The organism is Mesorhizobium sp. C372A (assembly GCF_030323245.1).
In the GTDB taxonomy this organism is placed as follows: domain Bacteria; phylum Pseudomonadota; class Alphaproteobacteria; order Rhizobiales; family Rhizobiaceae; genus Mesorhizobium.
The window spans coordinates 5,220,820-5,239,620 of sequence record NZ_CP100475.1; the positions used below are offsets into that span (position 1 = coordinate 5,220,820).

Consider the following 18,801-nt stretch of genomic DNA (forward strand, 5'->3'; position numbering starts at 1 on the left):
GTCAGACTCCCGAGATCGAAGGCAATGTCACCGCGCTCGCAGCCTTGATGGCAGCGCCGCTGCGCACCATGGCGATGGCTTTTTCCATGTCAGGGTGGAAATGCCTGTCATTGTCGAGATGCGGCACCTCGGCGCGGACCAGCTTGCGAACCGCTTCCAGAGCTGCACTCGACGCCAGCGGCGCATGGAAATCGCAGCCCTGCGCGGCGGCCAGGAGTTCGATGCCGATGACGGCTGTCGCATTCTCGACCATGCCGATCAGCCGGCGCGCGCCATGTGCGGCCATCGAGACATGGTCTTCCTGGTTGGCCGAGGTCGGGATGGAATCGACACTTGCCGGATAGGCCTTCTGCTTGTTCTCAGAGACGAGCGCCGCCGCCGTCACCTGCGGGATCATGAAGCCGGAGTTCAGGCCGGGCTTCGGCGTCAGGAAGGCCGGCATGCCGGACAGCGCCGGGTCCACCAGCATGGCGATGCGGCGTTCCGACAGCGAGCCGATCTCGCAGACGGCGAGCGCGATCATGTCGGCAGCGAAAGCCACCGGCTCGGCGTGGAAATTGCCGCCGGACAGCGCAGTATCGTCCTCGGCGAAGATCAGCGGATTGTCGGTGACGCCATTGGCCTCGGTGCCGAGCGTATCGGCGGCCTGGCGCAGCACGTTGAGCGCCGCACCCATCACCTGCGGCTGGCAGCGCAGGCAGTACGGATCCTGCACGCGCTCATCGCCGACGCGGTGCGATTCACGAATGGCGCTGCCGGCCATCAGGTTGCGCAGCGCTTCCGCCGTCTCGATCTGGCCGGGATGTTTGCGCAGGAGATGGATGCGCCGATCGAAGGGCGCGTCCGAGCCCTTGGCAGCGTCGGTCGACAGCGCCCCGGCGACCAGCGCCGACTGATACAGCACTTCGGCCTCGAACAGAGCGGCCAGCGCGTAGGCGGTGGAAAACTGCGTGCCGTTGAGCAGCGCCAGACCTTCCTTGGCGCCGAGCGTCACGGGCTCCAGGCCGTGCGAGACGAAAGCGACCTTGGCCGGGAAGCGGCCATGCGGTGTAAAGCATTCGCCGACGCCGATCATCACCGCCGTCATGTGCGACAGCGGCGCGAGATCGCCGGAGGCGCCGACCGAGCCCTGCGCCGGCACCATGGGGATGACGTCGTTGGCCAGCATCGCTTCCAGCAACTCGATGGTTTGCGGCCGTACGCCCGACGCGCCCTGCGCAAGGCTGGCGAGCTTCAGCGCCATCATCAGCCGAACCACCGAAACCGGCATCGGCTCGCCGACACCGGCGGCATGCGACAAAACGATGTTGCGTTGCAGGGTCTCTAGATCCTCGGCCGGAATGCGGACGCTGGCCAGTTTGCCGAAGCCGGTGTTGATGCCGTAGACCGGCTCACCCTTGGCGACGATGCGGGCGACTGCCTCGGCGCTGGCCTTGATTTTCGGCCGGCAGGAGGCGTCGAGCTTCGGCATGGCGCCACGATAGATAGCGCGCCAGTCGGCCAGCGTCGCATTGCCGGGCTTCAGGTTAAGTTCGGTCATTGTCCTCTCCAGATGCGGGCATGGAGCGGGTTGAAGCCCATGCGGTAGACGAGTTCGGCCGGACGCTCGATGTCCCAGATCGCCAGGTCGGCGGATTTTCCTGCCTCAAGCGTGCCGGTCTTGCCAAGCAGCCCAAGCGCGCGGGCAGCCTCGCGAGTGGTGCCGGCCAGGCATTCCTCGACGGTCAGGCCGAAAAGCGTCGCCGCCATGTTCATGGTCAGCAACAGCGAGGTCAGCGGCGACGTCCCGGGATTGTTGTCGGTGGCGACCGCCATCTTGACGCCGTGCTGGCGGAACAGGCCGACCGGCGGCTTCCTGGTTTCGCGGATGAAATAGTAGGCGCCGGGCAGGATGGTCGCCACGGTGCCGGCCTTGGCCATCGCTGCGGCGCCGGCCTCGTCGGTGTATTCGAGATGGTCGGCCGACAGCGCGCCATAGCGGGCGGCGAGTTCGGCGCCATGCAGGTTGGACAACTGGTCGGCATGGAGTTTGACCGGCAGGCCAAGCGCCTTGGCCTTGTCGAAGACGCGGGCAATCTGTTCCGGCGAAAAGGCAATGCCCTCGCAAAAGCCGTCGACGGCGTCAGCCAGGCCCTCGGCGGCGATTCCGGGGAGGATGGTGTTGGCGACGAGATCGACAAAAGCGTCCTTGTCGCCTTTTGCTTCCGGCGGCAGCGCATGCGCGCCGAGGAAGGTGGTGCGGACCGTGACCGGGCGTTGCTTGTCCAGCTGCCGCGCGGCGCGAAGCGACTTCTGTTCATGTTCGAGATCGAGCCCGTAACCCGACTTTACCTCTACCGTGGTGACGCCCTCGGCCATCAGCGCATCGAGGCGTGGCAGCGTCTGCGCAACCAGTGCGTCTTCGCTCGCGGCACGCAGGGATTTGACCGAGGAGACGATGCCGCCGCCGGCACGGGCGACTTCTTCATAGGTGGCGCCGGCCAGCCGCATCTCGAACTCGTTGGCACGGTTGCCGGCATGGACGAGATGGGTGTGGCAGTCGATCAGGCCGGGCGTGATCCAGCGGCCTTCGCAATCGGTAGTCTCGCCGCCCTGAGCCAACGCTGACGGCATGTCGGCTTCCGGGCCGGCATAGACGATGATGCCGTCACGGGAGACGATCGCGCCCTTTTCGACGATGCCAAGTCCGGCAACGCCTTCGGCCATGGTTGCCAGGCGCGCATCACGCCAAAGCTGAAGGCCCCCTGCCCGGCTTTTGTTCTGTGCCGCCATCATCTTTTTCCGTTTGATTGGATGGCAATTATGTATATACATATTGAAAAGCACTGCAAGTGCAAATGTTCAGGGAATGCGGAGAAAAACGTGACGGCGATCTTTGCGGAACAGGCGCTGCTGCCCAATGGCTGGCACGACAAGGTGCGGATTTTATTGAACGACGGTCGCATCACGGCAGTCGAAGCCGGCACGTCGATACAGGCTGACGACGAACGCCACGCCATTCTGGTCCCCGGCATGCCGAACCTGCACAGCCACGCCTTCCAGCGCGGCATGGCCGGGCTTGCCGAACTGCGCGGTCCCTCCGCCGACAGCTTCTGGAGCTGGCGCGAGGTGATGTACCGCTTCGCGCTGTCGATGACGCCGGACCAGGTCGAGGCGGTCGCCGCACAGCTTTACGTCGAGATGCTGGAGGCCGGGTTCTCGCGCGTCGGCGAGTTTCATTATCTCCACCACGATCGCGACGGAACACCCTATTCCAACCTGGCCGAGATGGCGGAGCGGATCGCCGCCGCTGCCAACGAAACAGGGATCAGCCTGACGCTGCTGCCGGTATTTTATGCCCATTCCTCCTTCGGCGGCGCTGCGCCCAACGAAGGCCAGCGGCGATTCATCAACGATGTGAATCGGTTCGAACGCTTGCTTGAGAAAAGCCGCGAATCGGTTCGTGCGTTGAATCAGGCTGTCGTCGGCGTCGCCCCGCACAGCCTGCGCGCCGCGGCGCCGGAGGAACTCAGCGCTGTTGCCGCCATTGCGCCGGACGGACCGATCCACATCCACGTCGCCGAGCAGGTGAAGGAGGTCGAGGATTGCCTGGCGTGGTCGGGTGCGCGACCGGTCGAATGGCTGCTCGCCAATGCCGGGATCGACAAGCGTTGGTGCCTGATTCACGCCACCCACATGACCGAGGCTGAGACATCCGGCATGGCCAGAAGCGGCGCCATTGCCGGGCTTTGCCCGATCACCGAGGCCAATCTCGGCGACGGCACCTTTTCAGCACCTCTGTTCATCGAACATGGCGGCCGCTTCGGCGTCGGCTCGGATTCCAACGTGCTGATCGGACTGCCGGATGAATTGCGCCAGCTCGAATATTCGCAGCGCCTCGCACACCGCGCCCGCAATGTGCTGGCGGTGACCGGCGGCTCGACCGGGCGGGCTCTGTTCGACGCCGCCCTCGATGGCGGCAGCACCGCACTCGGCGCCGGCCCGTCGCGGATCGCCGCCGGCGCCGCGGCTGATTTCGTCTCCCTCGACGAAAACCATCCTTCGCTGGCCGGAAAAAGTGGCGATGCGATCCTCGACGCCTGGATCTTTGTCAATGGCGGCAAGGTCGATTGCGTCTGGGTGCACGGAAAAAAACAAGTCAGCGGCGGCCGGCATGCAGCGCGTGAGACGATCGCCGAGCGCTTTCGCCATGTGATGACGGCGCTTTCGGCATGAGCATATCAGAGACAGCGGCTGTGGAAGGCGGCGGTTCGCTGCACCAGCGCATCCTGTCCGACATCAGCGAGAAAATAATGTCCGGCGCCTGGGCGCCGGGTCACCGCATCCCGTTCGAGCACGAGTTGACGGCCGAATACAATTGCTCGCGCATGACAGTGAACAAGGCGCTGTCGCAACTGGCCAAGGCCGGGCTGATAGAGCGCCGTCGCCGTTCGGGCAGCTTTGTCCGCCAGCCGCAGTCGCAGGCCGCGGTGCTGGAAATCCACGACATCAGGATCGAGGTTGAGTCGCTTGGCCTGGCTTATCGTTACGAGCGCTTGGCGCGGCAGAAAAGGCGCAGCAGCGCCGAGGATCGCGCCTTGCTGGAACTGGACGCAGCCGGACAGGTGCTGGCGCTTGAATGCCGGCATTTCGCCGGCAAGCGGCCATTCGCGCACGAACAGCGGCTGATCAATCTCGCCGCCGTCGCGGAAGCCGCCGAGGAGGAGTTTCTCGACATCGCCCCCGGCCCTTGGCTGATCGGCCGCGTGCCATGGAGCGAGGCCGAGCACCGCATCCGCGCGGTGGCGGCCGACAGGCATATTGCCGAAGCCCTCGACGTCGCAACCGGCGCACCGTGCCTGGTGGTCGAACGCCGGACCTGGAGCGCGGAGCACCCGGTGACGCAGGTGAGGTTCACTTATGCCGCGGAGAGCCACACGCTGGTGGCGCGGTTCAGGCCTTCGCAGGGGTGATTACCCTCCCCCTCGAGGGGAGGGTCGCGGAGCAAGTGCCGCAAGGCGGCACTGGTGACGCGGGGTGGGGTCGGTGCAGCCTCGCCGACCCCACCCCGTCTCGCAGTCTCCGCTTCGCTTCGACTACTCGCCGACCCTCCCCTCGAGGGGGAGGGTAAGGCACCGCGCTCTAAATCGCCGCCGTAACAATAATCTCGACAGTGTATTCCGGCCCTGCAAGCTTGGCCTCACCCGTGGCGCGGGCGGGCGTGTTGCCTTGCGGGACCCACTTGTCCCATTCCTTGTTCATCTCGGCGAAGGTGCCCATATCGGCCAGCCAGATGATCGCCTGCAGGATCTTGGTCTTGTCGGTGCCGGCCTTGGCCAGCAGTTCGTCGATGGATGCGAGGATCGACCTGGTCTGTTCGCCAACGCTGGCGCCGGGCGTTCCGACCTGGCCGGCGAGATAGACGGTGTTGCCGTGGATGACGATCTGGCTCATGCGCGGGCCAACATCGATGCGACGAATGCTCATGGGATGGTTCCTTCGTTTGTCGGTGCGCCTGTTTAGAGTCGCTGCCGCCTCCGGGCAAGGCCAACAGCGCGAAACCTCTTGAGCCTGGGGGATCTTGGGCCGCAAATGTCTATCTGCGCCGAGGGATTTCTTTCCGGCGCGGATTGCCGACCTCGTGTGAGAGTGGCAAGACTTCGCGCCAAACCAGGTTGAGAGGATGAGAGCCATGGAATATCGAGAAATCAGCGAGGACTATTCGGTCTCGGGCCAGATCCAGCCCGAAGATGCCGCCGCCATCAAGGAAGCCGGTTTCAAGAGCGTGATCTGCAACCGGCCGGATGACGAGCAGCCCGACCAGCCTTCGGCCGACAGCGTCAAGGCGGCGGTCGAAGCCGCGGGGCTGGCCTTCCGCTACATCCCGGTAATCAGCGGCCAGATCACAGCCGAGAATGTCGAAGATCAGGCCAAAGCGCTCGACGCGCTCGAAGGCCCGGTGTTTGCCTATTGCCGCTCCGGCGCGCGCTGCACCAATCTCTACGGGCTGATTCAGCAGTCCAAGGGGTGAGCATCTGAGGCGCTGGCGATCCCTCACACCCCCCTCTGTCCTGCCGGACATCATCTCCCCCGCAAGGGGGGAGATCGGATGTCGCCTTCGCTTTTCGCCAATCGCCGACGTTGCAGGATGAGCGCTATCGACAAAGCTGCTGATCTCCCTCCTTGCGGGAGAGATGGCCGGCAGGCCAGAGGGGGGTGCTGTCCCGCCGACGTATCAACTGAAACTCTCTCAAACTAGATCGGCAGCGCCCCGGTCTCCTTCAGCGTCTCCAGCACGATCGCGGTCTTCACATGCTGCACCGATTCATGCGGCAGCAGCACGCCATTGACGAATTCCGACAGCGATTTGAGGTCGGGCGTCACCACCTTCAAGATATAATCCATCTCGCCGGTCAGCGCGTGCGCCTCCTGCACCTCCGGCAGCCGCGCCAGCAGCTCGCCGAAGCGCCTGGCATTGTCGCGGTTATGGGTGGCGAGCGTCACCGAGATGACGTTGACCAGCGAGAAGCCGAGCTTGTCGCGGTCGAGCACGGCGCGATAGCCCTTGATGTAGCCGTCTTCCTCCAGCCGCTGGCGGCGGCGTGAGCATTGCGATGCCGACAGGTTCACGCGCTCCGAGAGATCGTTGTTGGTGAGCCGCGCGTCGCCCTGCAAGAGAGCCATTATCTTGCGGTCAAATTGATCGATGCGCGCTTCATTCATCGATTCATCTCCAATCATGCATGAATTACGCACGAGATGATCATTTCAAGCGTTTGAATGCAAGCACCGTGCGGTCGCTTCGCACTATCATGCGTCATCTCGTGGTCCGATGCGGCCACCATCCGTTTGGAGGAATGCCATGGGTCCCTTCCCGCACGACGCCCCGCCCGCAAAGATCAGCAAGGAAAACCCCGCCGGCACCGACGGTTTCGAGTTCGTCGAGTTCGCGCATGCGGAGCCGCAGAAGCTAGCCGAACTGTTCACCCGCATGGGCTATGTCGCGGTGGCCAAGCACCGCACGAAGGACATCACCGTCTGGCGCCAGGGCGATATCAACTATGTCGTCAATGCCGAGCCGGGCTCGCATGCGATGAAGTTCGTCGACAAACACGGCCCTTGCGCCGCCTCGATGGCCTGGCGTGTTGTCGATGCCAAGCACGCATTCGACCATGCGGTGTCGAAAGGCGCGACGCCCTATGAAGGCGACGACAAGGCGCTCGACGCGCCGGCCATTGTCGGCATTGGCGGCTCACTGCTCTATTTCATCGAAGCCTATGGCAAGAAGGGCTCGGCCTATGATGCCGAGTTCGAGTGGCTGGGCGAACGCGACCCGCGGCCCCAAGGCGTCGGCTTCTATTTCCTCGACCACCTCACCCACAATGTCTATCGCGGCCAGATGGACAAATGGTGGGACTTTTATCGCGAATTGTTCGGCTTCAAGCAGATCCATTTCTTCGACATCGACGGCAAGATCACCGGCCTCGTCAGCCGCGCCATCACCTCGCCCTGCGGCAAGATCCGTATCCCGCTGAACGAGTCCAAGGACGACACCAGCCAGATCGCCGAGTATCTGAAGAAGTACAATGGCGAAGGCATCCAGCATATCGCCGTCGGGACCGACGACATCTACGCCGCCACCGACAAGCTTGCCGACAACGGGCTGAAGTTCATGCCCGGTCCGCCGGAGACCTACTACGACATGTCGTACAACAGAGTGAACGGGCATGACGAGCCGATCGAGCGGATGAAGAAGCACGGCATCCTGATCGACGGCGAAGGCGTGGTCGACGGCGGCATGACCAAGATCCTGCTGCAGATATTCTCCAAAACCGTGATCGGCCCGATCTTCTTCGAATTCATCCAGAGGAAGGGCGACGAAGGTTTTGGCGAAGGCAATTTCCGCGCGCTGTTCGAGTCGATCGAGCAGGACCAGATCAAGCGCGGCGTGATCAAGGTCGATGGCAAGGCGGCGTGAACCGTGAACGTCTCCATAACCGAAGCAAAGGCCAAACTAACGGAACTCGTCGGCCGCGCGGAGGCCGGCGAGGAGATAGTCATCACTCATCACGGCAAGATCGCGGCGCGGCTCGTGCCACCAGTTCGAGAAGACTTGTTGTCGCGCATAGGTGCCCTGAAGGGCAAGATTTGGATTTCTGACGATTTCGACAAACTCGGCCCTGAATGGAACGAGTACACCAGATAAAGGTCAGAGGCCCAGCCGCACGACCTCTTCCCTCCTCACCTTCAAATCATAATCGAGCAAGAACTCGTCCAGCTGCGGCGGCGCGACCGAGCTGCCCGAGAGCATCGCGTGAACCTGGCCGCGATGGTGGATGTCGTGCAGGAAGACATGGGCGAGAATGTCGCCGATCTTTTCGGGGATCATGCCGTCCTCGCGCCGGTCGGTGATGACCTGACGGTCGAGATCCGCCTCCGACAGCTTCTCGCAAAAGGCGATCAGGCGTCGATCTGCTGCGACCTGGGCGGCAAACAGCGCCTGCGGCACATCGAACGGCACGTAGTCGTCATGGGCGGCCGCACCGACGCCGCCTTCTTCGAGAAAATCGAGATAGAGATGATCGACCGCAAGGATGTGGTTGAGCGTTGCCTTGATCGACGGGAAGAAGCTGGTGCGTTCGGCTTCGAATTCGCCGGGCTTCAGCGCAAGCACAGCGCGGTAGAGCCGGTCATTCGACCAGAGATTGTTGCCGGCCATGCGGCTGAAGTGGGTGAGAATATCCATGTTATGCGCTTGGCCAACCGACCAAGTCCACCAACTTCAGAATGACGAGTATGGCAGCTGTCCCCAGAAGACGAGCGTTCATACCGCGGCGCAGTTCTTGCGTTCCTGCATCGCTTGCGACTTCCCGGTTCAAAGCGACGTACACAAGCCTCGGCAGGCGCGCCTCGCTGCTGAAATTACGCAGCCTTTCAGACCGATCCTCGACCTGCCGGCAGAGCCGAATTGCGGAAATCAAAAGCCAGCCGGTTGCGACGCTGCAAAGCCCAAGAAACCAAAGATAAGAAGCGGTATAGGCCATCTGCCATTCACGCTCCCGTCGATCGCATCAGATACAAGCCTGCCGCCATCACCGCGAAGCCGGCGACAACGATCAGCAACAGGCGGTTCATGCGCCGCCGCATCGCCTGCGTCTCCTCGTCCCGCGCCACATTGGTGTTGGTGATGGTGTGGAACATCATCGCCTTGCGCGGGTAGCCACTGCGGTTGGTCAGATCGGGCGAGCGCGCCTCGATGCGGTAGCTCAGCCGGATCGCCTGGATGAAGACCACCAGAATGGCCAGCGCCCAGACGCCGGCCAGCAGGTAGAACGCCTCTCCCGTCACTATTGCCCCCTCTTATGCCTGGGACTTCTCGACCTTCTGCTCGATGGCGCCGAAGATCGAGTTTCCGCTTTTATTCTTCATCTCGATACGCACCGTATCGCCAAAGCGCAGGAACGGCGTCTTGGGCTCGCCAGACTCAATGGTCTCGATCATGCGCAGTTCAGCGATGCAGGAATAGCCGGCGCCGCCGGCCGCCACCGGTTTGCCCGGCCCGCCATCCAGCTTGTTGGAGACGGTGCCGGAACCGATGATGGTGCCGGCAACCAGCGGCCGTGTCTTTGCGGCATGGGCAATCAGCGCCGGGAAGTCGAAGGTCATGTCGACGCCGGCATTGGCACGGCCGAACGGCTTGCCGTTGACGTCGGCGAGCAGAGGCAGGTTGACCTTGCCGCCATCCCAGGCGTCGCCGAGTTCGTCCGGCGTCACCGCCACCGGCGAAAAAGCCGAGGACGGCTTCGACTGGAAGAAGCCAAACCCCTTGGCGAGCTCGGGTCCGGTGAGCGCGCGCAGCGTCACATCATTGACCAGCATGACCAGCCGGATGGCGGCGCGCGCCTGGTCGATACTGGCGCCCATCGGCACGTCGTCGACAATGACGGCGACCTCTGCCTCCATATCGATGCCATAGGCTTCGCCGGCCATGCGGATCGGCTCACGCGGCGCGATGAAGGAATCCGAGCCGCCCTGATAGATCAGCGGATCGGTCCAGAAGCTTGCCGGCATATCGGCCCCGCGCGCTTTGCGCACCAGTTCGACATGGTTCACATAGGCCGAACCGTCGGCCCATTGATAGGCGCGCGGCAGCGGCGAATGGGCGTCATGCTCATGGAAGCGCGCCGACGGCACCGCATTGTTTTCCAGCGATTCCGCGATGGTTGCCAGATGCGGCGAAACCCGCTGCCAGTCGTCGAGCGCGGCCTGCAGCGTTCGCGCCAGGAACGAGGCGTCGGTGAAGCGCGTCAGGTCGCGCGAGACGACGACGAGTTTTCCATCGCGCGTCCCGTCCTTCAATGTGGCAAGCTTCATGCATCCTCCCAGTGGTTATTCTTAGTATGCGGTTATTCGTGAGATTTGCCGGCATAGAGAATTTTGGCGGCGGCTTTCCAAGGATTTTCGTCAGCTAGGAATGTCGGCCCATTGTCTTGGACGCAGGCGACCGCCGCTTCAAGAAATGTGGCTATCGAGCCATTGTACCAGCCATTCCAGCCGGGGTCGGATGGTCCGGGCCTCGCGTCCTCCTTGCGGTCGGCGTCCTCGCGGTCCTTGCGCAGCGCATCGATGAAGCGGACAAAGGACAGCAAGTCCTCCACTCGTTCGAGAAACAGAGAGAGCTGCGCCCAGGATGCCTCCCCGGATTTGCGTACCTCTTCCCAAAGCGCGTCGTCGGCCATCGTTACTCCCGAAACCCCACAACAAGGCCGTCGCGGGCAATCGTCAAGTCACCGGCCCACGATTTCCTGACGGCAGCCTCCCAGTCGGCCTCACCGATCGCGGGATCGTCGGCCGGAATGAGGTGATTGAGCACCAGTCTCCCGACGCCGGCATCGCTGGCGATGCGCCCGGCTTCCTCGGCAAAGCTGTGGCTGGCGAGCAGATGCTCCTTCAGCCGCGCGCCATTGCCGGTCCTGGTGACGAGACGCTCGATGCCTTCTTCCAGCATGGCCTCGTGAACAAGAATGTCGGCATCTCTGGCGAAACCGGCGAGCGGCGGGAAGAAGGCGGTGTCGGCCGAGAACACGACGCTTTTGCCGGCACGGTCGAAGCGCAGCGCAAAGCAGTCGGTTACGGGGGGATGGTCAACGCGCAGCGCCGAGACCTTCAGGCCGCGCTGCGTAAAAATCTCACCCTCGCCGAATTCGACGATCGAAACCAGTTCGCGGATGTCCGGCCTGCCTTCGTCAACGATGCGGATCTCGATGTCGAACTCCATCGCCTGGCAGAAGCGCCGCCAGTAATGGCCGGTGCCGGGCGGTCCGAACAACGTCACCGGATTGGCCAGACCGGCGGTCCAGGCGGTGTGGAGCAGCGCCCCCAGTTCCAGCACATGATCGGAATGCAGATGGGTGACGAAGATCAGGTCGAGCGCCTTCAGGCTGACGGCGGAATCGACCAGGCCGCGCGTGACGCCGAGCCCGCAATCGACGACGATGGTTCGCCCGCCCAGTTCCAGCAGCGACGAACTCGGCCACGGCCCGCCCGGCCGCAGCGCCGGGCCCTTGGAGCCGAGAAGCACCAGCCGGTCGTTCATCGGGCTGATCTCAAGACCAGTCGCCCTCCGGCGTGCCGTTGAAACGCTTCTTCAGATCGGTCCAGCAATCGATGTAATTGTCCTGCCTTGTTTCAAGCTCGGCGCCGTAGCGGGTGAGCATTTGCGGGAATCGGGTCTCGAACATGAAGGCCATGGTGTTGTCGAGCTTGACCGGTTTCAGCTCGGAGCGCGAGGCCTTTTCGAAGCCAGGCGCGTCTGGGCCGTGGGCCAGCATCAGATTGTGCAGGCTGATGCCGCCCGGGACAAAACCTTCCTCCTTGGCGTCATACTGGCCGTGGATCAGGCCCATGAACTCGCTCATGATGTTGCGGTGGTACCAGGGCGGCCGGAACGTATCCTCCGCCACCAGCCAGCGCGGCGGAAAGATGACGAAGTCGATGTTGGCAGTGCCTTCCTCGCCGCTCGGCGCCGTCAGCACGGTGAAGATCGACGGATCGGGATGGTCGAACAGGATGGCGCCGACCGGAGAAAACGTCGCCAGATCATACTTGTAGGGCGCGTAGTTGCCGTGCCAGGCGACGACGTCGAGCGGCGAATGGCCAATCTCGGTGACATGGAAATTGCCGCACCATTTCACCGTCAGCCGGCACGGCGTCTCCTTCTCCTCGAACCAGGCGCAGGGCGTCTTGAAGTCGCGCGGATTGGCGAGGCAGTTGGCGCCGATCGGCCCGCGGTCGGGCAGCGTCAGCTTGGCGCCGTAGTTCTCGCAGACATAGCCGCGCACTTCCTCGTCGATGAGCTCGACCTTGAACACCAGCCCGCGCGGCAGAACGGCGATCTCACCGGGTCGCAGCTCGATGACACCCATCTCGGTGACGAAGCGCAAGGCGCCGACCTGGGGGACGATCAGCAACTCGCCATCGGCATTGAAGAAATGATCGTCGACCATCGATCGGTTGGCGACATAGACATGCGCGGCCATGCCGCTTTGGCCCAGCACATCTCCGGCAGTGGTGATGGTGCGCATGCCGGCGATGAAGTCGGTCGGCTCACTCGGCATCGGCACCGGGTTCCAGCGATACTGCCCGAGCGCCAGTTCGTGGTCGCCGACATTGGGTGCGGTCTTCCACAGGGGATAGCTCGCCGCCTTGAAGCGGCCGGTGTGTTTGACGCTCGGCCGGATGCGGTAGAGCCAGGAGCGCTCATTGGTGCCGCGCGGGGCGGTGAAGGGCGAGCCCGAGAGCTGCTCGGCATAAAGTCCGTAAGCCGGCCGCTGCGTGGAATTGCGCCCTTGCGGCAGCGAGCCGGGCAGCGTTTCGGTCTCAAAATCATTGCCGAAGCCCGGCATGTAGGAAAAGGTCATCCGATCCTCCCTGATCCCGACCGCCGCGAAGCGCGGCCTGCCGGCGATGTTGACCAAACTGGTTTCATTTGTAACGATCGAAAATGTAACTATCAACGGGCGAATGCCGCATCCATGGTGCAGATGGAACCGGAGATTCTGGAACTCGAAAGCTTCCTGCCTTACCGGCTGTACCGGCTGGCCGATGCCGTCAGCCGAGAATTTTCAAAAATCTACCGCGACCGTCACGGTCTGACGCGGCCGGAATGGCGCACACTCTCTGGGCTCGGACAGCGCGGCACGATGACCGCGACGGCGCTCGGCGAGCAGTCGGCCATGCACAAGACCAAGGTTTCGCGGGCGGTGGCGGAGCTTGAGCGGCGGCGCTGGCTGACGCGCACGCCGGACGAGAATGATCGGCGTGTGGAGCGTTTGGCGCTGACCAAGGCGGGACTGGCCGCCTATCGCGAGATGGTGCCGCTGGCGAAAGCCTTTGAACGGCAGTTGCTGGCGAGGCTTGGTACGGAAGAGCGGGCGGCGATTGTGAATGGGGTGGCGGCGCTGGAGGCAAAACTCACCTTGGGTTGAGATCTTCCCATAAGTTCGACCGTCGCTGAAATCAGATCGCGAATGCGGCAGGCAGCGCCCCTAAACCGTAATAGGCGCGTTCGGCTTCAATGAAGCCTCTGACACGGCTTCGAAATGCCGCCGGATCATCAATGTAGGCTAGAAGCGCCTGCGCTTGCGAAGCCGCGTGTCTTTGAGCGCTTTCAAACAGTCGCCTTGCCGTTTCAAAATCACCGGCCAAACCAGCCGCCACCCCGGCGTGGAAGGCCGCCCACTCGCCGTAGGCGCCCGGCTGCAATTCACTCACGAGGATTTTCGCTGTCGTTTGGACGGAAAGGAACATCGATCGGTGAACCTGATCGATTTCGACGACCTTCTTGGCCATTTGATCAACCGCGAGAAGAAACCGTGGCGGGCTCTCGAACGGAACGAACTGTCCAATGCGCTCAACGCGATCGAAGGTAATCGTTTCCGGAAGCGAACCCCAGAGCCAGTGGACTGCTACGTTAAGGTAAGTGCCCTTGGACCAGGAACTGGGCTGGAACTCGACTACACTTAGCCAGAAGCCGCGATCGGCGATCCAGATTCGGGACTGCCCTTTGCGTCGAAATCCGGCCGGCTTCAGTACGAGCTTTGCCTGCGAGGCAATGATACGACCGTGCTCATTGTCCGCCATCTTGCACCCACACGTGCCTCACCAATCCATCACCACCTTGCCCGAACTGCCGCTCCGCATCGCATCAAACCCCACCTGAAAATCATCAATCCCGATGCGGTGCGTGATCAGACCCGATACATCCAGCGGCCCCTGCACCAGCGCAATCATCTTGTACCAGGTCTCGAACATCTCGCGGCCGTAGATGCCCTTGAGATGAAGCATCTTGAAGATGACCTTGTTCCAATCGATTTCGAAGCCGGTCGGCGCGATGCCGAGAATGGCGATCTTGCCGCCATTGTTCATCGTGTCGATCATGTCGCGGAAGGCGGGCGCGGCGCCCGACATTTCGAGGCCGACGTCAAAACCCTCGGTCATGCCGAGCGCCGGCATGACGTCGCGCAGCTTTTCCTTGGACGCATCGACGACATGCTGGACGCCGAGCTTTTTGGCCAGCGCCAGCCGCACCGGGTTGATGTCGGTGATGACGACTTTTCGCGCCCCCACACATTGGGCAACGAGCGCGCCCATGATGCCGATCGGCCCGGCGCCGGTGACCAGAACGTCTTCACCGACCAGGTCGAAGGACAGAGCGGTGTGGACGGCATTGCCCAGGGGATCGAAGATCGCGGCGATCTCGTCGGGCACATCGTCGGGGATCGGCACGACATTGTGCTGCGGGATCGCCAGATATTCGCCGAAGGCGCCGGGGCGGTTGACGCCGACGCCGAGCGTGTTGCGGCAGAGATGCCCCCTGCCGGCGCGGCAATTGCGGCAATGGCCGCAGACGATGTGACCTTCGCCGGAGACACGCTGGCCGACCTTGTATTCGGTGACCGCAGCGCCGAAATCGGCCACCGTGCCGACGAATTCATGGCCGGTCACCATCGGCACCGGCACGGTCTTCTGCGCCCACTGGTCCCAATTGTAGATGTGGACGTCGGTGCCGCAGATCGCCGTCTTCTTGACCTTGATCAGCACGTCGTTGGGGCCGATCTCCGGCACCGGTACCTCTTCCATCCAGATGCCCGGTTCGGCCTTGGCCTTCACCAGCGCCTTCATCATGTTCGACATGCTTTTGTCCCTTGAATCCCTTGATCCGGAATCGCTTTTGGCGATCAGGAAATGACGCCCAACTCTTTTCCCACCGCCGCGAACGCTGCCACGGCGCGGTCGATGTCGGCGCTGGAATGCGCCGCCGACATCTGCGTGCGGATGCGCGCCTGGCCTTTCGGCACCACCGGGAAGGAAAAGCCGATGACATAGATGCCGCGCTTCAGCATGCGCGCCGCCATTTCCTGCGCCAGGCTGGCATCGCCCAGCATCACCGGAATGATCGGATGATCGGCGCCGGCCAGCGTGAAGCCGAGCTTGCCCATTTCGGAGCGAAAGCGCGCCGCATTGGCATAGAGGCGTTCGCGCAGGGCGTCGCCATTGCGGATCAGCTCGAACACCTTGATGGAAGCGCCGGCAATCGCCGGCATCAGCGTGTTGGAGAAGAGATAAGGCCGCGAACGCTGGCGCAGCCAGTCGACGACCTGGCTTTTGCCGGAGGTGTAGCCGCCGGAGGCGCCGCCGAGCGCCTTGCCGAGCGTGCCGGTGATGATATCCACCCTGCCCTCGACGCCGCAATGCTCGGCCGAGCCGCGGCCGTTCTTGCCGACGAAGCCGACGGCATGGCTGTCGTCGACCATCACCATGGCGCCGTACTTTTCCGCGAGGTCGCAGACGCCTTTCAGATTGGCGATGATGCCATCCATGGAGAACACACCGTCGGTGGCGATCAGGCGGAAGCGGCAGTCTTTCGCCTCCTTCAGCCGGGCTTCGAGATCGGCCATGTCGTTGTTGGCGTAGCGGAAACGCTTGGCCTTCGACAGCCGCACACCGTCGATGATCGAGGCATGGTTCAGCGCATCGGAAATGATCGCATCCTCCTCGCCGAGCAGTGTCTCGAACAGGCCGCCATTGGCGTCGAAGCAGGAGCCGTAGAGGATGGTGTCGTCCATGCCGAGGAATGATGAAATCGTTGATTCAAGCTGCTTGTGCTCTTCCTGCGTGCCGCAGATGAAGCGCACCGAGGCCATGCCGTAGCCGTAGCGGTCCAGCGCGCCTTTGGCTGCATCGCGCAATTCTGAGCTGTCGGCGAGGCCGAGATAGTTGTTGGCGCAGAAATTCAGCACCTTGTCGCCGCCGACTTCGATCTCAGCCGACTGGGTCGAGGTGATCACCCGCTCGGATTTGTAGAGCCCGGCGGATTTCAGCCCTTGCAGTTCGTTGTCGATATGGGAGAGGAATGCCGCGCTCATGGATCAGGTCCTGTTGAGATTGGCGCGACTGTCGCGCTACGCGCACTAAAAATCCATCGCAAAAGCGACCGTTTCGGTGGCACGGCGGGCTCAACCCTGGCGCGACACGATCGCATGGCCCGCATGCTGGAGTAGCAGGCACGCGAATACGGCCATGCCGCGAAAGAACATGATAACCATCTCGGCAGCTTTCGTTTACTGCCGAAGCAACAGTTCCGCCGGCTTCCAGACCTGTTAACCCTTTCAAGCCAATGGTCTTCTCGCCACGAATCGGTGGCAGAATCAGTTCGACCGAGGGGTCACCTAGAATATGTCGCAGCAGCCGGCGCAAACCGTCTCGGGCAAACTCATCCTGCTGATCAAGAGCGGCTACTGGCTGGCGCTGCTGATCATCGCCGCCATGGTGATGGCCTCCTTCATCCTGCTGCAGCAGATGATGGCGGCGCAACAGCACAACCATACTCTGCTCGACATCGTCAGCACCCAGAAGGCGCTGTCGCAGCGCATTGTCTTTTTGACCAGCGCAACCGGCTCCGCCGCGCGTGACAAGCAGCCGGCCCTAGTTGCCGCGCTGAAACAGGCGACCGCCGAGTTCGAGACGAACTACGACCTGCTGCTCAAACAGACGGGAGCCGACCCGCTGTCGCCGGCATTGTCCGACCCAAGGTCGATCGAGAGCGTCCTTTACGGCAAGCCGTTCCACCTCGACTATTTCTCGGTCGGGCTGGTCGCCAATGGCGAAAGGCTGATCTCGTCCTTCGAATCCCAGCTCTCCGGCAATGCCGCCTACAAGGGCGGCGGCGAGCGCGTCAATCTCGATGCTTCCGTCGCCAATGCGACGCTGTCGGGTTATGCCGCGCTCGGCCAACGCATCGCCGCATTCGCAGACGAGCGGTCGGAAAAGCTCCTCGATCTCCATCGCACCTTGTTCTACGCCACCATCGGCGTCATCGTCCTGGTGGCGCTTTTCATCTTCCGGCCGATGTCGAAGGCGATCCTGCGCAAGACGCACGAGCTTGTCGATGCCCGCAACTCGATGGCCTTCATCGCCGTACATGACGGGCTGACCGGCCTGCACAACCGCACCTTCCTGACCGACCACTTCGAAACGCTGATCAAGGGCGCGCATCGCCGGCGCGAGAGGCTGGCGGTCATCCAGCTCGACCTCGACCGGTTCAAGCAGATCAACGACACACTCGGCCACGCCGCCGGCGACTATGTGCTGGTCGTCACCGCGCAGCGCATGCGCGATTCCTGCCGTGCGTCGGATCTCTGCGCGCGCCTTGGCGGCGACGAATTCGTGATGATCCTCAATGGCGCCGGCGGCCCCGAGGACATCAACATGCTGGCCCGGCGCATCCTGGAGGAGATCAACGAGCCGATTACCTTCCAGGGCACGACCATCCTTCCAGGGGCCAGCGCCGGCATTGCCGTCTATCCCATCGACGCCGACAATGCCGAGGATCTGCTCGTCCACGCCGACCTCGCGCTCTATTCCGCCAAAAAGCTCGGCGGCGGCAGCTTCTCGTTCTTCTCCGAGGAACTCAGGCGCGAGCTAGACTACCGCAAGCAGCTCGAGCACGACATCAAGGTCGCGATTTCGGAGAACGCCTTCCAAGTCTATTTCCAGCCGCAGGTGTCGCTGAGCAACGGCGCCATCAGCGGCATCGAGGCGCTGGTGCGCTGGAAGCATGCCGAGCGCGGCATGATTGCGCCGGGCGAGTTCATTCCGGTCGCCGAAAAATGCGGCTTCATGCCCGAGATCGGCCGCATCGTCTTTACCAAGGCGATCGAGCAAGCAGCCGAATGGGATCGCGCCGGCATCGCTTTCGGCCGGCTTGCCGTCAACGTGTCCGGCACCGAGCTGCGCGAACCCGACTTCGACCGCTTCCTGTTCGCGACGCTGGAAAAGGCCGGCCTTGCTCCGCAGAAACTGTCGCTGGAAATCGTCGAATCCGTCATTCTCGACGACGAGAAGACGGGCATCGCGGCGAAGCTGCGCCACATCCGCGCTGCCGGCGTCCATCTTGAGCTCGACGATTTCGGCACCGGCTATGCCTCGCTCAGCCACGTCAATCCCAACGAGATCGACCGGCTGAAGATCGACCGCCGCTTCGTCCAGAACATCAACGAGAATGGCGACAACACCAAGATCGTGCGCGCCATCACCGAGCTGGCGCGCGGTCTCGGCATTTCGATCGTCGCCGAGGGCGCGGAAACCGAAGCCGAGCTCGATTCGCTGATGGCAATCGGCTGCGATCAGGTGCAGGGCTATTCCATCGCCTTCCCGATGCCGCAGGACAAAGCGCGCGAATGGCTGCTGGCGCGCAGCCCGAAGAAAGCCAAGCTGAAGGTGCTTCAGGGCAATTTAGCCTAGACTATTGCCCACCGGTGC

General features: G+C 62.9%; 21 protein-coding genes. 7 read left to right on the plus strand and 14 right to left on the minus strand.

Going from position 1 to position 18,801, the window contains the following annotated elements; genetic code table 11:
* Nucleotide 1: 1 nt before the first annotated feature.
* Both hutH and hutI read right to left on the minus strand, forming a co-directional pair.
* On the minus strand, nucleotides 2-1,540 hold the full coding sequence (gene hutH, locus NLY42_RS25100) for a histidine ammonia-lyase (RefSeq protein ID WP_023753716.1): 1,539 nt from the start codon (nucleotides 1,538-1,540) through the stop codon (nucleotides 2-4).
* Entirely contained in the window at nucleotides 1,537-2,772 is a 1,236-nt protein-coding gene (gene hutI, locus NLY42_RS25105) for an imidazolonepropionase (RefSeq protein ID WP_023753717.1), read from the minus strand. Before hutI ends, hutH begins: the two co-directional genes overlap by 4 nt.
* Nucleotides 2,773-2,862: 90 nt before the next feature.
* On the opposite strand from hutI, the gene NLY42_RS25110 reads away from it, so the two are divergent.
* Both NLY42_RS25110 and hutC read left to right on the plus strand, forming a co-directional pair.
* Nucleotides 2,863-4,215, plus strand: a complete 1,353-nt coding sequence (locus NLY42_RS25110; RefSeq protein WP_023753718.1) for a formimidoylglutamate deiminase — start codon at nucleotides 2,863-2,865, stop codon at nucleotides 4,213-4,215.
* Entirely contained in the window at nucleotides 4,212-4,952 is a 741-nt protein-coding gene (gene hutC, locus NLY42_RS25115; RefSeq protein ID WP_023698022.1) for a histidine utilization transcriptional repressor HutC, read from the plus strand. Before NLY42_RS25110 ends, hutC begins: the two co-directional genes overlap by 4 nt.
* Nucleotides 4,953-5,121: 169 nt before the next feature.
* Here hutC and NLY42_RS25120 read toward each other — a convergent pair whose 3' ends face one another.
* Nucleotides 5,122-5,466, minus strand: coding sequence for a RidA family protein (locus NLY42_RS25120; RefSeq protein WP_023672906.1), 345 nt, complete (start codon nucleotides 5,464-5,466; stop codon nucleotides 5,122-5,124).
* A gap of 205 nt (nucleotides 5,467-5,671) precedes the next feature.
* Here NLY42_RS25120 and NLY42_RS25125 point away from each other — a divergent pair, with 205 nt between their 5' ends.
* A complete protein-coding gene (locus tag NLY42_RS25125; protein ID WP_023689629.1) occupies nucleotides 5,672-6,010 on the plus strand; it encodes a protein tyrosine phosphatase family protein in 339 nt (112 codons plus the stop codon).
* Between the two features lie 224 nt (nucleotides 6,011-6,234).
* Here NLY42_RS25125 and NLY42_RS25130 read toward each other — a convergent pair whose 3' ends face one another.
* Complete coding sequence (locus NLY42_RS25130; RefSeq protein WP_023734215.1) at nucleotides 6,235-6,702, minus strand: Lrp/AsnC family transcriptional regulator; 468 nt, start codon at nucleotides 6,700-6,702, stop codon at nucleotides 6,235-6,237.
* Nucleotides 6,703-6,841: 139 nt separating this feature from the next.
* Between NLY42_RS25130 and hppD the strand changes: the two genes are divergently transcribed.
* Together hppD and NLY42_RS25140 are read left to right on the plus strand one after the other, a co-directional pair.
* The gene (hppD, locus tag NLY42_RS25135; RefSeq protein WP_023698020.1) at nucleotides 6,842-7,957 is read left to right on the plus strand and encodes a 4-hydroxyphenylpyruvate dioxygenase; all 1,116 of its coding nucleotides are present in this window, start codon (nucleotides 6,842-6,844) and stop codon (nucleotides 7,955-7,957) included.
* A gap of 3 nt (nucleotides 7,958-7,960) precedes the next feature.
* Nucleotides 7,961-8,185, plus strand: coding sequence for a type II toxin-antitoxin system Phd/YefM family antitoxin (locus tag NLY42_RS25140; protein WP_023743658.1), 225 nt, complete (start codon nucleotides 7,961-7,963; stop codon nucleotides 8,183-8,185).
* Nucleotides 8,186-8,188: 3 nt separating this feature from the next.
* On the opposite strand, the gene NLY42_RS25145 is transcribed toward NLY42_RS25140, so the two are convergent.
* The 7 genes from NLY42_RS25145 to hmgA are packed head-to-tail and all read right to left on the minus strand — an operon-like array spanning nucleotide 8,189 to nucleotide 12,899.
* Nucleotides 8,189-8,725: a DinB family protein gene (locus NLY42_RS25145; RefSeq protein WP_023753719.1), complete on the minus strand. Its 537-nt coding sequence runs from the start codon at nucleotides 8,723-8,725 to the stop codon at nucleotides 8,189-8,191.
* Between the two features lies 1 nt (nucleotide 8,726).
* Nucleotides 8,727-9,023: a hypothetical protein gene (locus NLY42_RS25150; RefSeq protein ID WP_023753720.1), complete on the minus strand. Its 297-nt coding sequence runs from the start codon at nucleotides 9,021-9,023 to the stop codon at nucleotides 8,727-8,729.
* 7 nt (nucleotides 9,024-9,030) lie between these two features.
* On the minus strand, nucleotides 9,031-9,327 hold the full coding sequence (locus NLY42_RS25155; RefSeq protein ID WP_023743661.1) for a hypothetical protein: 297 nt from the start codon (nucleotides 9,325-9,327) through the stop codon (nucleotides 9,031-9,033).
* A gap of 12 nt (nucleotides 9,328-9,339) precedes the next feature.
* Nucleotides 9,340-10,353 carry a fumarylacetoacetate hydrolase family protein gene (locus NLY42_RS25160; RefSeq protein WP_023753721.1) on the minus strand — a complete coding sequence of 338 codons (1,014 nt, stop codon included), beginning with the start codon at nucleotides 10,351-10,353 and terminating at the stop codon, nucleotides 9,340-9,342.
* A gap of 32 nt (nucleotides 10,354-10,385) precedes the next feature.
* Nucleotides 10,386-10,718, minus strand: coding sequence for a hypothetical protein (locus tag NLY42_RS25165; protein WP_023753722.1), 333 nt, complete (start codon nucleotides 10,716-10,718; stop codon nucleotides 10,386-10,388).
* Between the two features lie 2 nt (nucleotides 10,719-10,720).
* Nucleotides 10,721-11,575, minus strand: coding sequence for an MBL fold metallo-hydrolase (locus NLY42_RS25170; protein WP_023753723.1), 855 nt, complete (start codon nucleotides 11,573-11,575; stop codon nucleotides 10,721-10,723).
* A 10-nt stretch (nucleotides 11,576-11,585) separates the two neighbouring features.
* Nucleotides 11,586-12,899 (minus strand): homogentisate 1,2-dioxygenase, encoded by a 1,314-nt coding sequence (gene hmgA, locus NLY42_RS25175; protein WP_286497546.1) that lies wholly within the window; start codon nucleotides 12,897-12,899, stop codon nucleotides 11,586-11,588.
* A 123-nt stretch (nucleotides 12,900-13,022) separates the two neighbouring features.
* Here hmgA and NLY42_RS25180 point away from each other — a divergent pair, with 123 nt between their 5' ends.
* A complete protein-coding gene (locus NLY42_RS25180; protein ID WP_023753725.1) occupies nucleotides 13,023-13,466 on the plus strand; it encodes a MarR family winged helix-turn-helix transcriptional regulator in 444 nt (147 codons plus the stop codon).
* Between the two features lie 31 nt (nucleotides 13,467-13,497).
* Here NLY42_RS25180 and NLY42_RS25185 read toward each other — a convergent pair whose 3' ends face one another.
* Genes NLY42_RS25185 through NLY42_RS25195 form a run of 3 tightly spaced genes read right to left on the minus strand, consistent with a single transcriptional unit; the run spans nucleotide 13,498 to nucleotide 16,406 of the window.
* On the minus strand, nucleotides 13,498-14,121 hold the full coding sequence (locus tag NLY42_RS25185) for a DUF4304 domain-containing protein (protein WP_023753726.1): 624 nt from the start codon (nucleotides 14,119-14,121) through the stop codon (nucleotides 13,498-13,500).
* Nucleotides 14,122-14,139: 18 nt separating this feature from the next.
* Complete coding sequence (tdh, locus tag NLY42_RS25190) at nucleotides 14,140-15,174, minus strand: L-threonine 3-dehydrogenase (protein WP_023689619.1); 1,035 nt, start codon at nucleotides 15,172-15,174, stop codon at nucleotides 14,140-14,142.
* Nucleotides 15,175-15,218: 44 nt separating this feature from the next.
* Entirely contained in the window at nucleotides 15,219-16,406 is a 1,188-nt protein-coding gene (locus NLY42_RS25195; RefSeq protein WP_023753727.1) for a glycine C-acetyltransferase, read from the minus strand.
* A 310-nt stretch (nucleotides 16,407-16,716) separates the two neighbouring features.
* On the opposite strand from NLY42_RS25195, the gene NLY42_RS25200 reads away from it, so the two are divergent.
* Nucleotides 16,717-18,783, plus strand: a complete 2,067-nt coding sequence (locus NLY42_RS25200) for a putative bifunctional diguanylate cyclase/phosphodiesterase (protein WP_023724848.1) — start codon at nucleotides 16,717-16,719, stop codon at nucleotides 18,781-18,783.
* The last annotated feature ends 18 nt before the right edge of the window (nucleotides 18,784-18,801 follow it).

Bases quoted from the DNA above. Each gene is read 5' to 3' on its own strand.
- hutH (WP_023753716.1), bottom strand. From the start codon at position 1,540: ATGACCGAACTTAACCTGAAGCCCGGCAATGCGACGCTGGCCGACTGG.
- hutI (WP_023753717.1), bottom strand. From the start codon at position 2,772: ATGGCGGCACAGAACAAAAGCCGGGCAGGGGGCCTTCAGCTTTGGCGT.
- hutC (WP_023698022.1), top strand. From the start codon at position 4,212: ATGAGCATATCAGAGACAGCGGCTGTGGAAGGCGGCGGTTCGCTGCAC.
- NLY42_RS25120 (WP_023672906.1), bottom strand. From the start codon at position 5,466: ATGAGCATTCGTCGCATCGATGTTGGCCCGCGCATGAGCCAGATCGTC.
- NLY42_RS25125 (WP_023689629.1), top strand. From the start codon at position 5,672: ATGGAATATCGAGAAATCAGCGAGGACTATTCGGTCTCGGGCCAGATC.
- NLY42_RS25130 (WP_023734215.1), bottom strand. From the start codon at position 6,702: ATGAATGAAGCGCGCATCGATCAATTTGACCGCAAGATAATGGCTCTC.
- hppD (WP_023698020.1), top strand. From the start codon at position 6,842: ATGGGTCCCTTCCCGCACGACGCCCCGCCCGCAAAGATCAGCAAGGAA.
- NLY42_RS25145 (WP_023753719.1), bottom strand. From the start codon at position 8,725: ATGGATATTCTCACCCACTTCAGCCGCATGGCCGGCAACAATCTCTGG.
- NLY42_RS25150 (WP_023753720.1), bottom strand. From the start codon at position 9,023: ATGGCCTATACCGCTTCTTATCTTTGGTTTCTTGGGCTTTGCAGCGTC.
- NLY42_RS25160 (WP_023753721.1), bottom strand. From the start codon at position 10,353: ATGAAGCTTGCCACATTGAAGGACGGGACGCGCGATGGAAAACTCGTC.
- NLY42_RS25165 (WP_023753722.1), bottom strand. From the start codon at position 10,718: ATGGCCGACGACGCGCTTTGGGAAGAGGTACGCAAATCCGGGGAGGCA.
- NLY42_RS25170 (WP_023753723.1), bottom strand. From the start codon at position 11,575: ATGAACGACCGGCTGGTGCTTCTCGGCTCCAAGGGCCCGGCGCTGCGG.
- hmgA (WP_286497546.1), bottom strand. From the start codon at position 12,899: ATGACCTTTTCCTACATGCCGGGCTTCGGCAATGATTTTGAGACCGAA.
- NLY42_RS25180 (WP_023753725.1), top strand. From the start codon at position 13,023: ATGGAACCGGAGATTCTGGAACTCGAAAGCTTCCTGCCTTACCGGCTG.
- NLY42_RS25185 (WP_023753726.1), bottom strand. From the start codon at position 14,121: ATGGCGGACAATGAGCACGGTCGTATCATTGCCTCGCAGGCAAAGCTC.
- tdh (WP_023689619.1), bottom strand. From the start codon at position 15,174: ATGTCGAACATGATGAAGGCGCTGGTGAAGGCCAAGGCCGAACCGGGC.
- NLY42_RS25195 (WP_023753727.1), bottom strand. From the start codon at position 16,406: ATGAGCGCGGCATTCCTCTCCCATATCGACAACGAACTGCAAGGGCTG.
- NLY42_RS25200 (WP_023724848.1), top strand. From the start codon at position 16,717: ATGTCGCAGCAGCCGGCGCAAACCGTCTCGGGCAAACTCATCCTGCTG.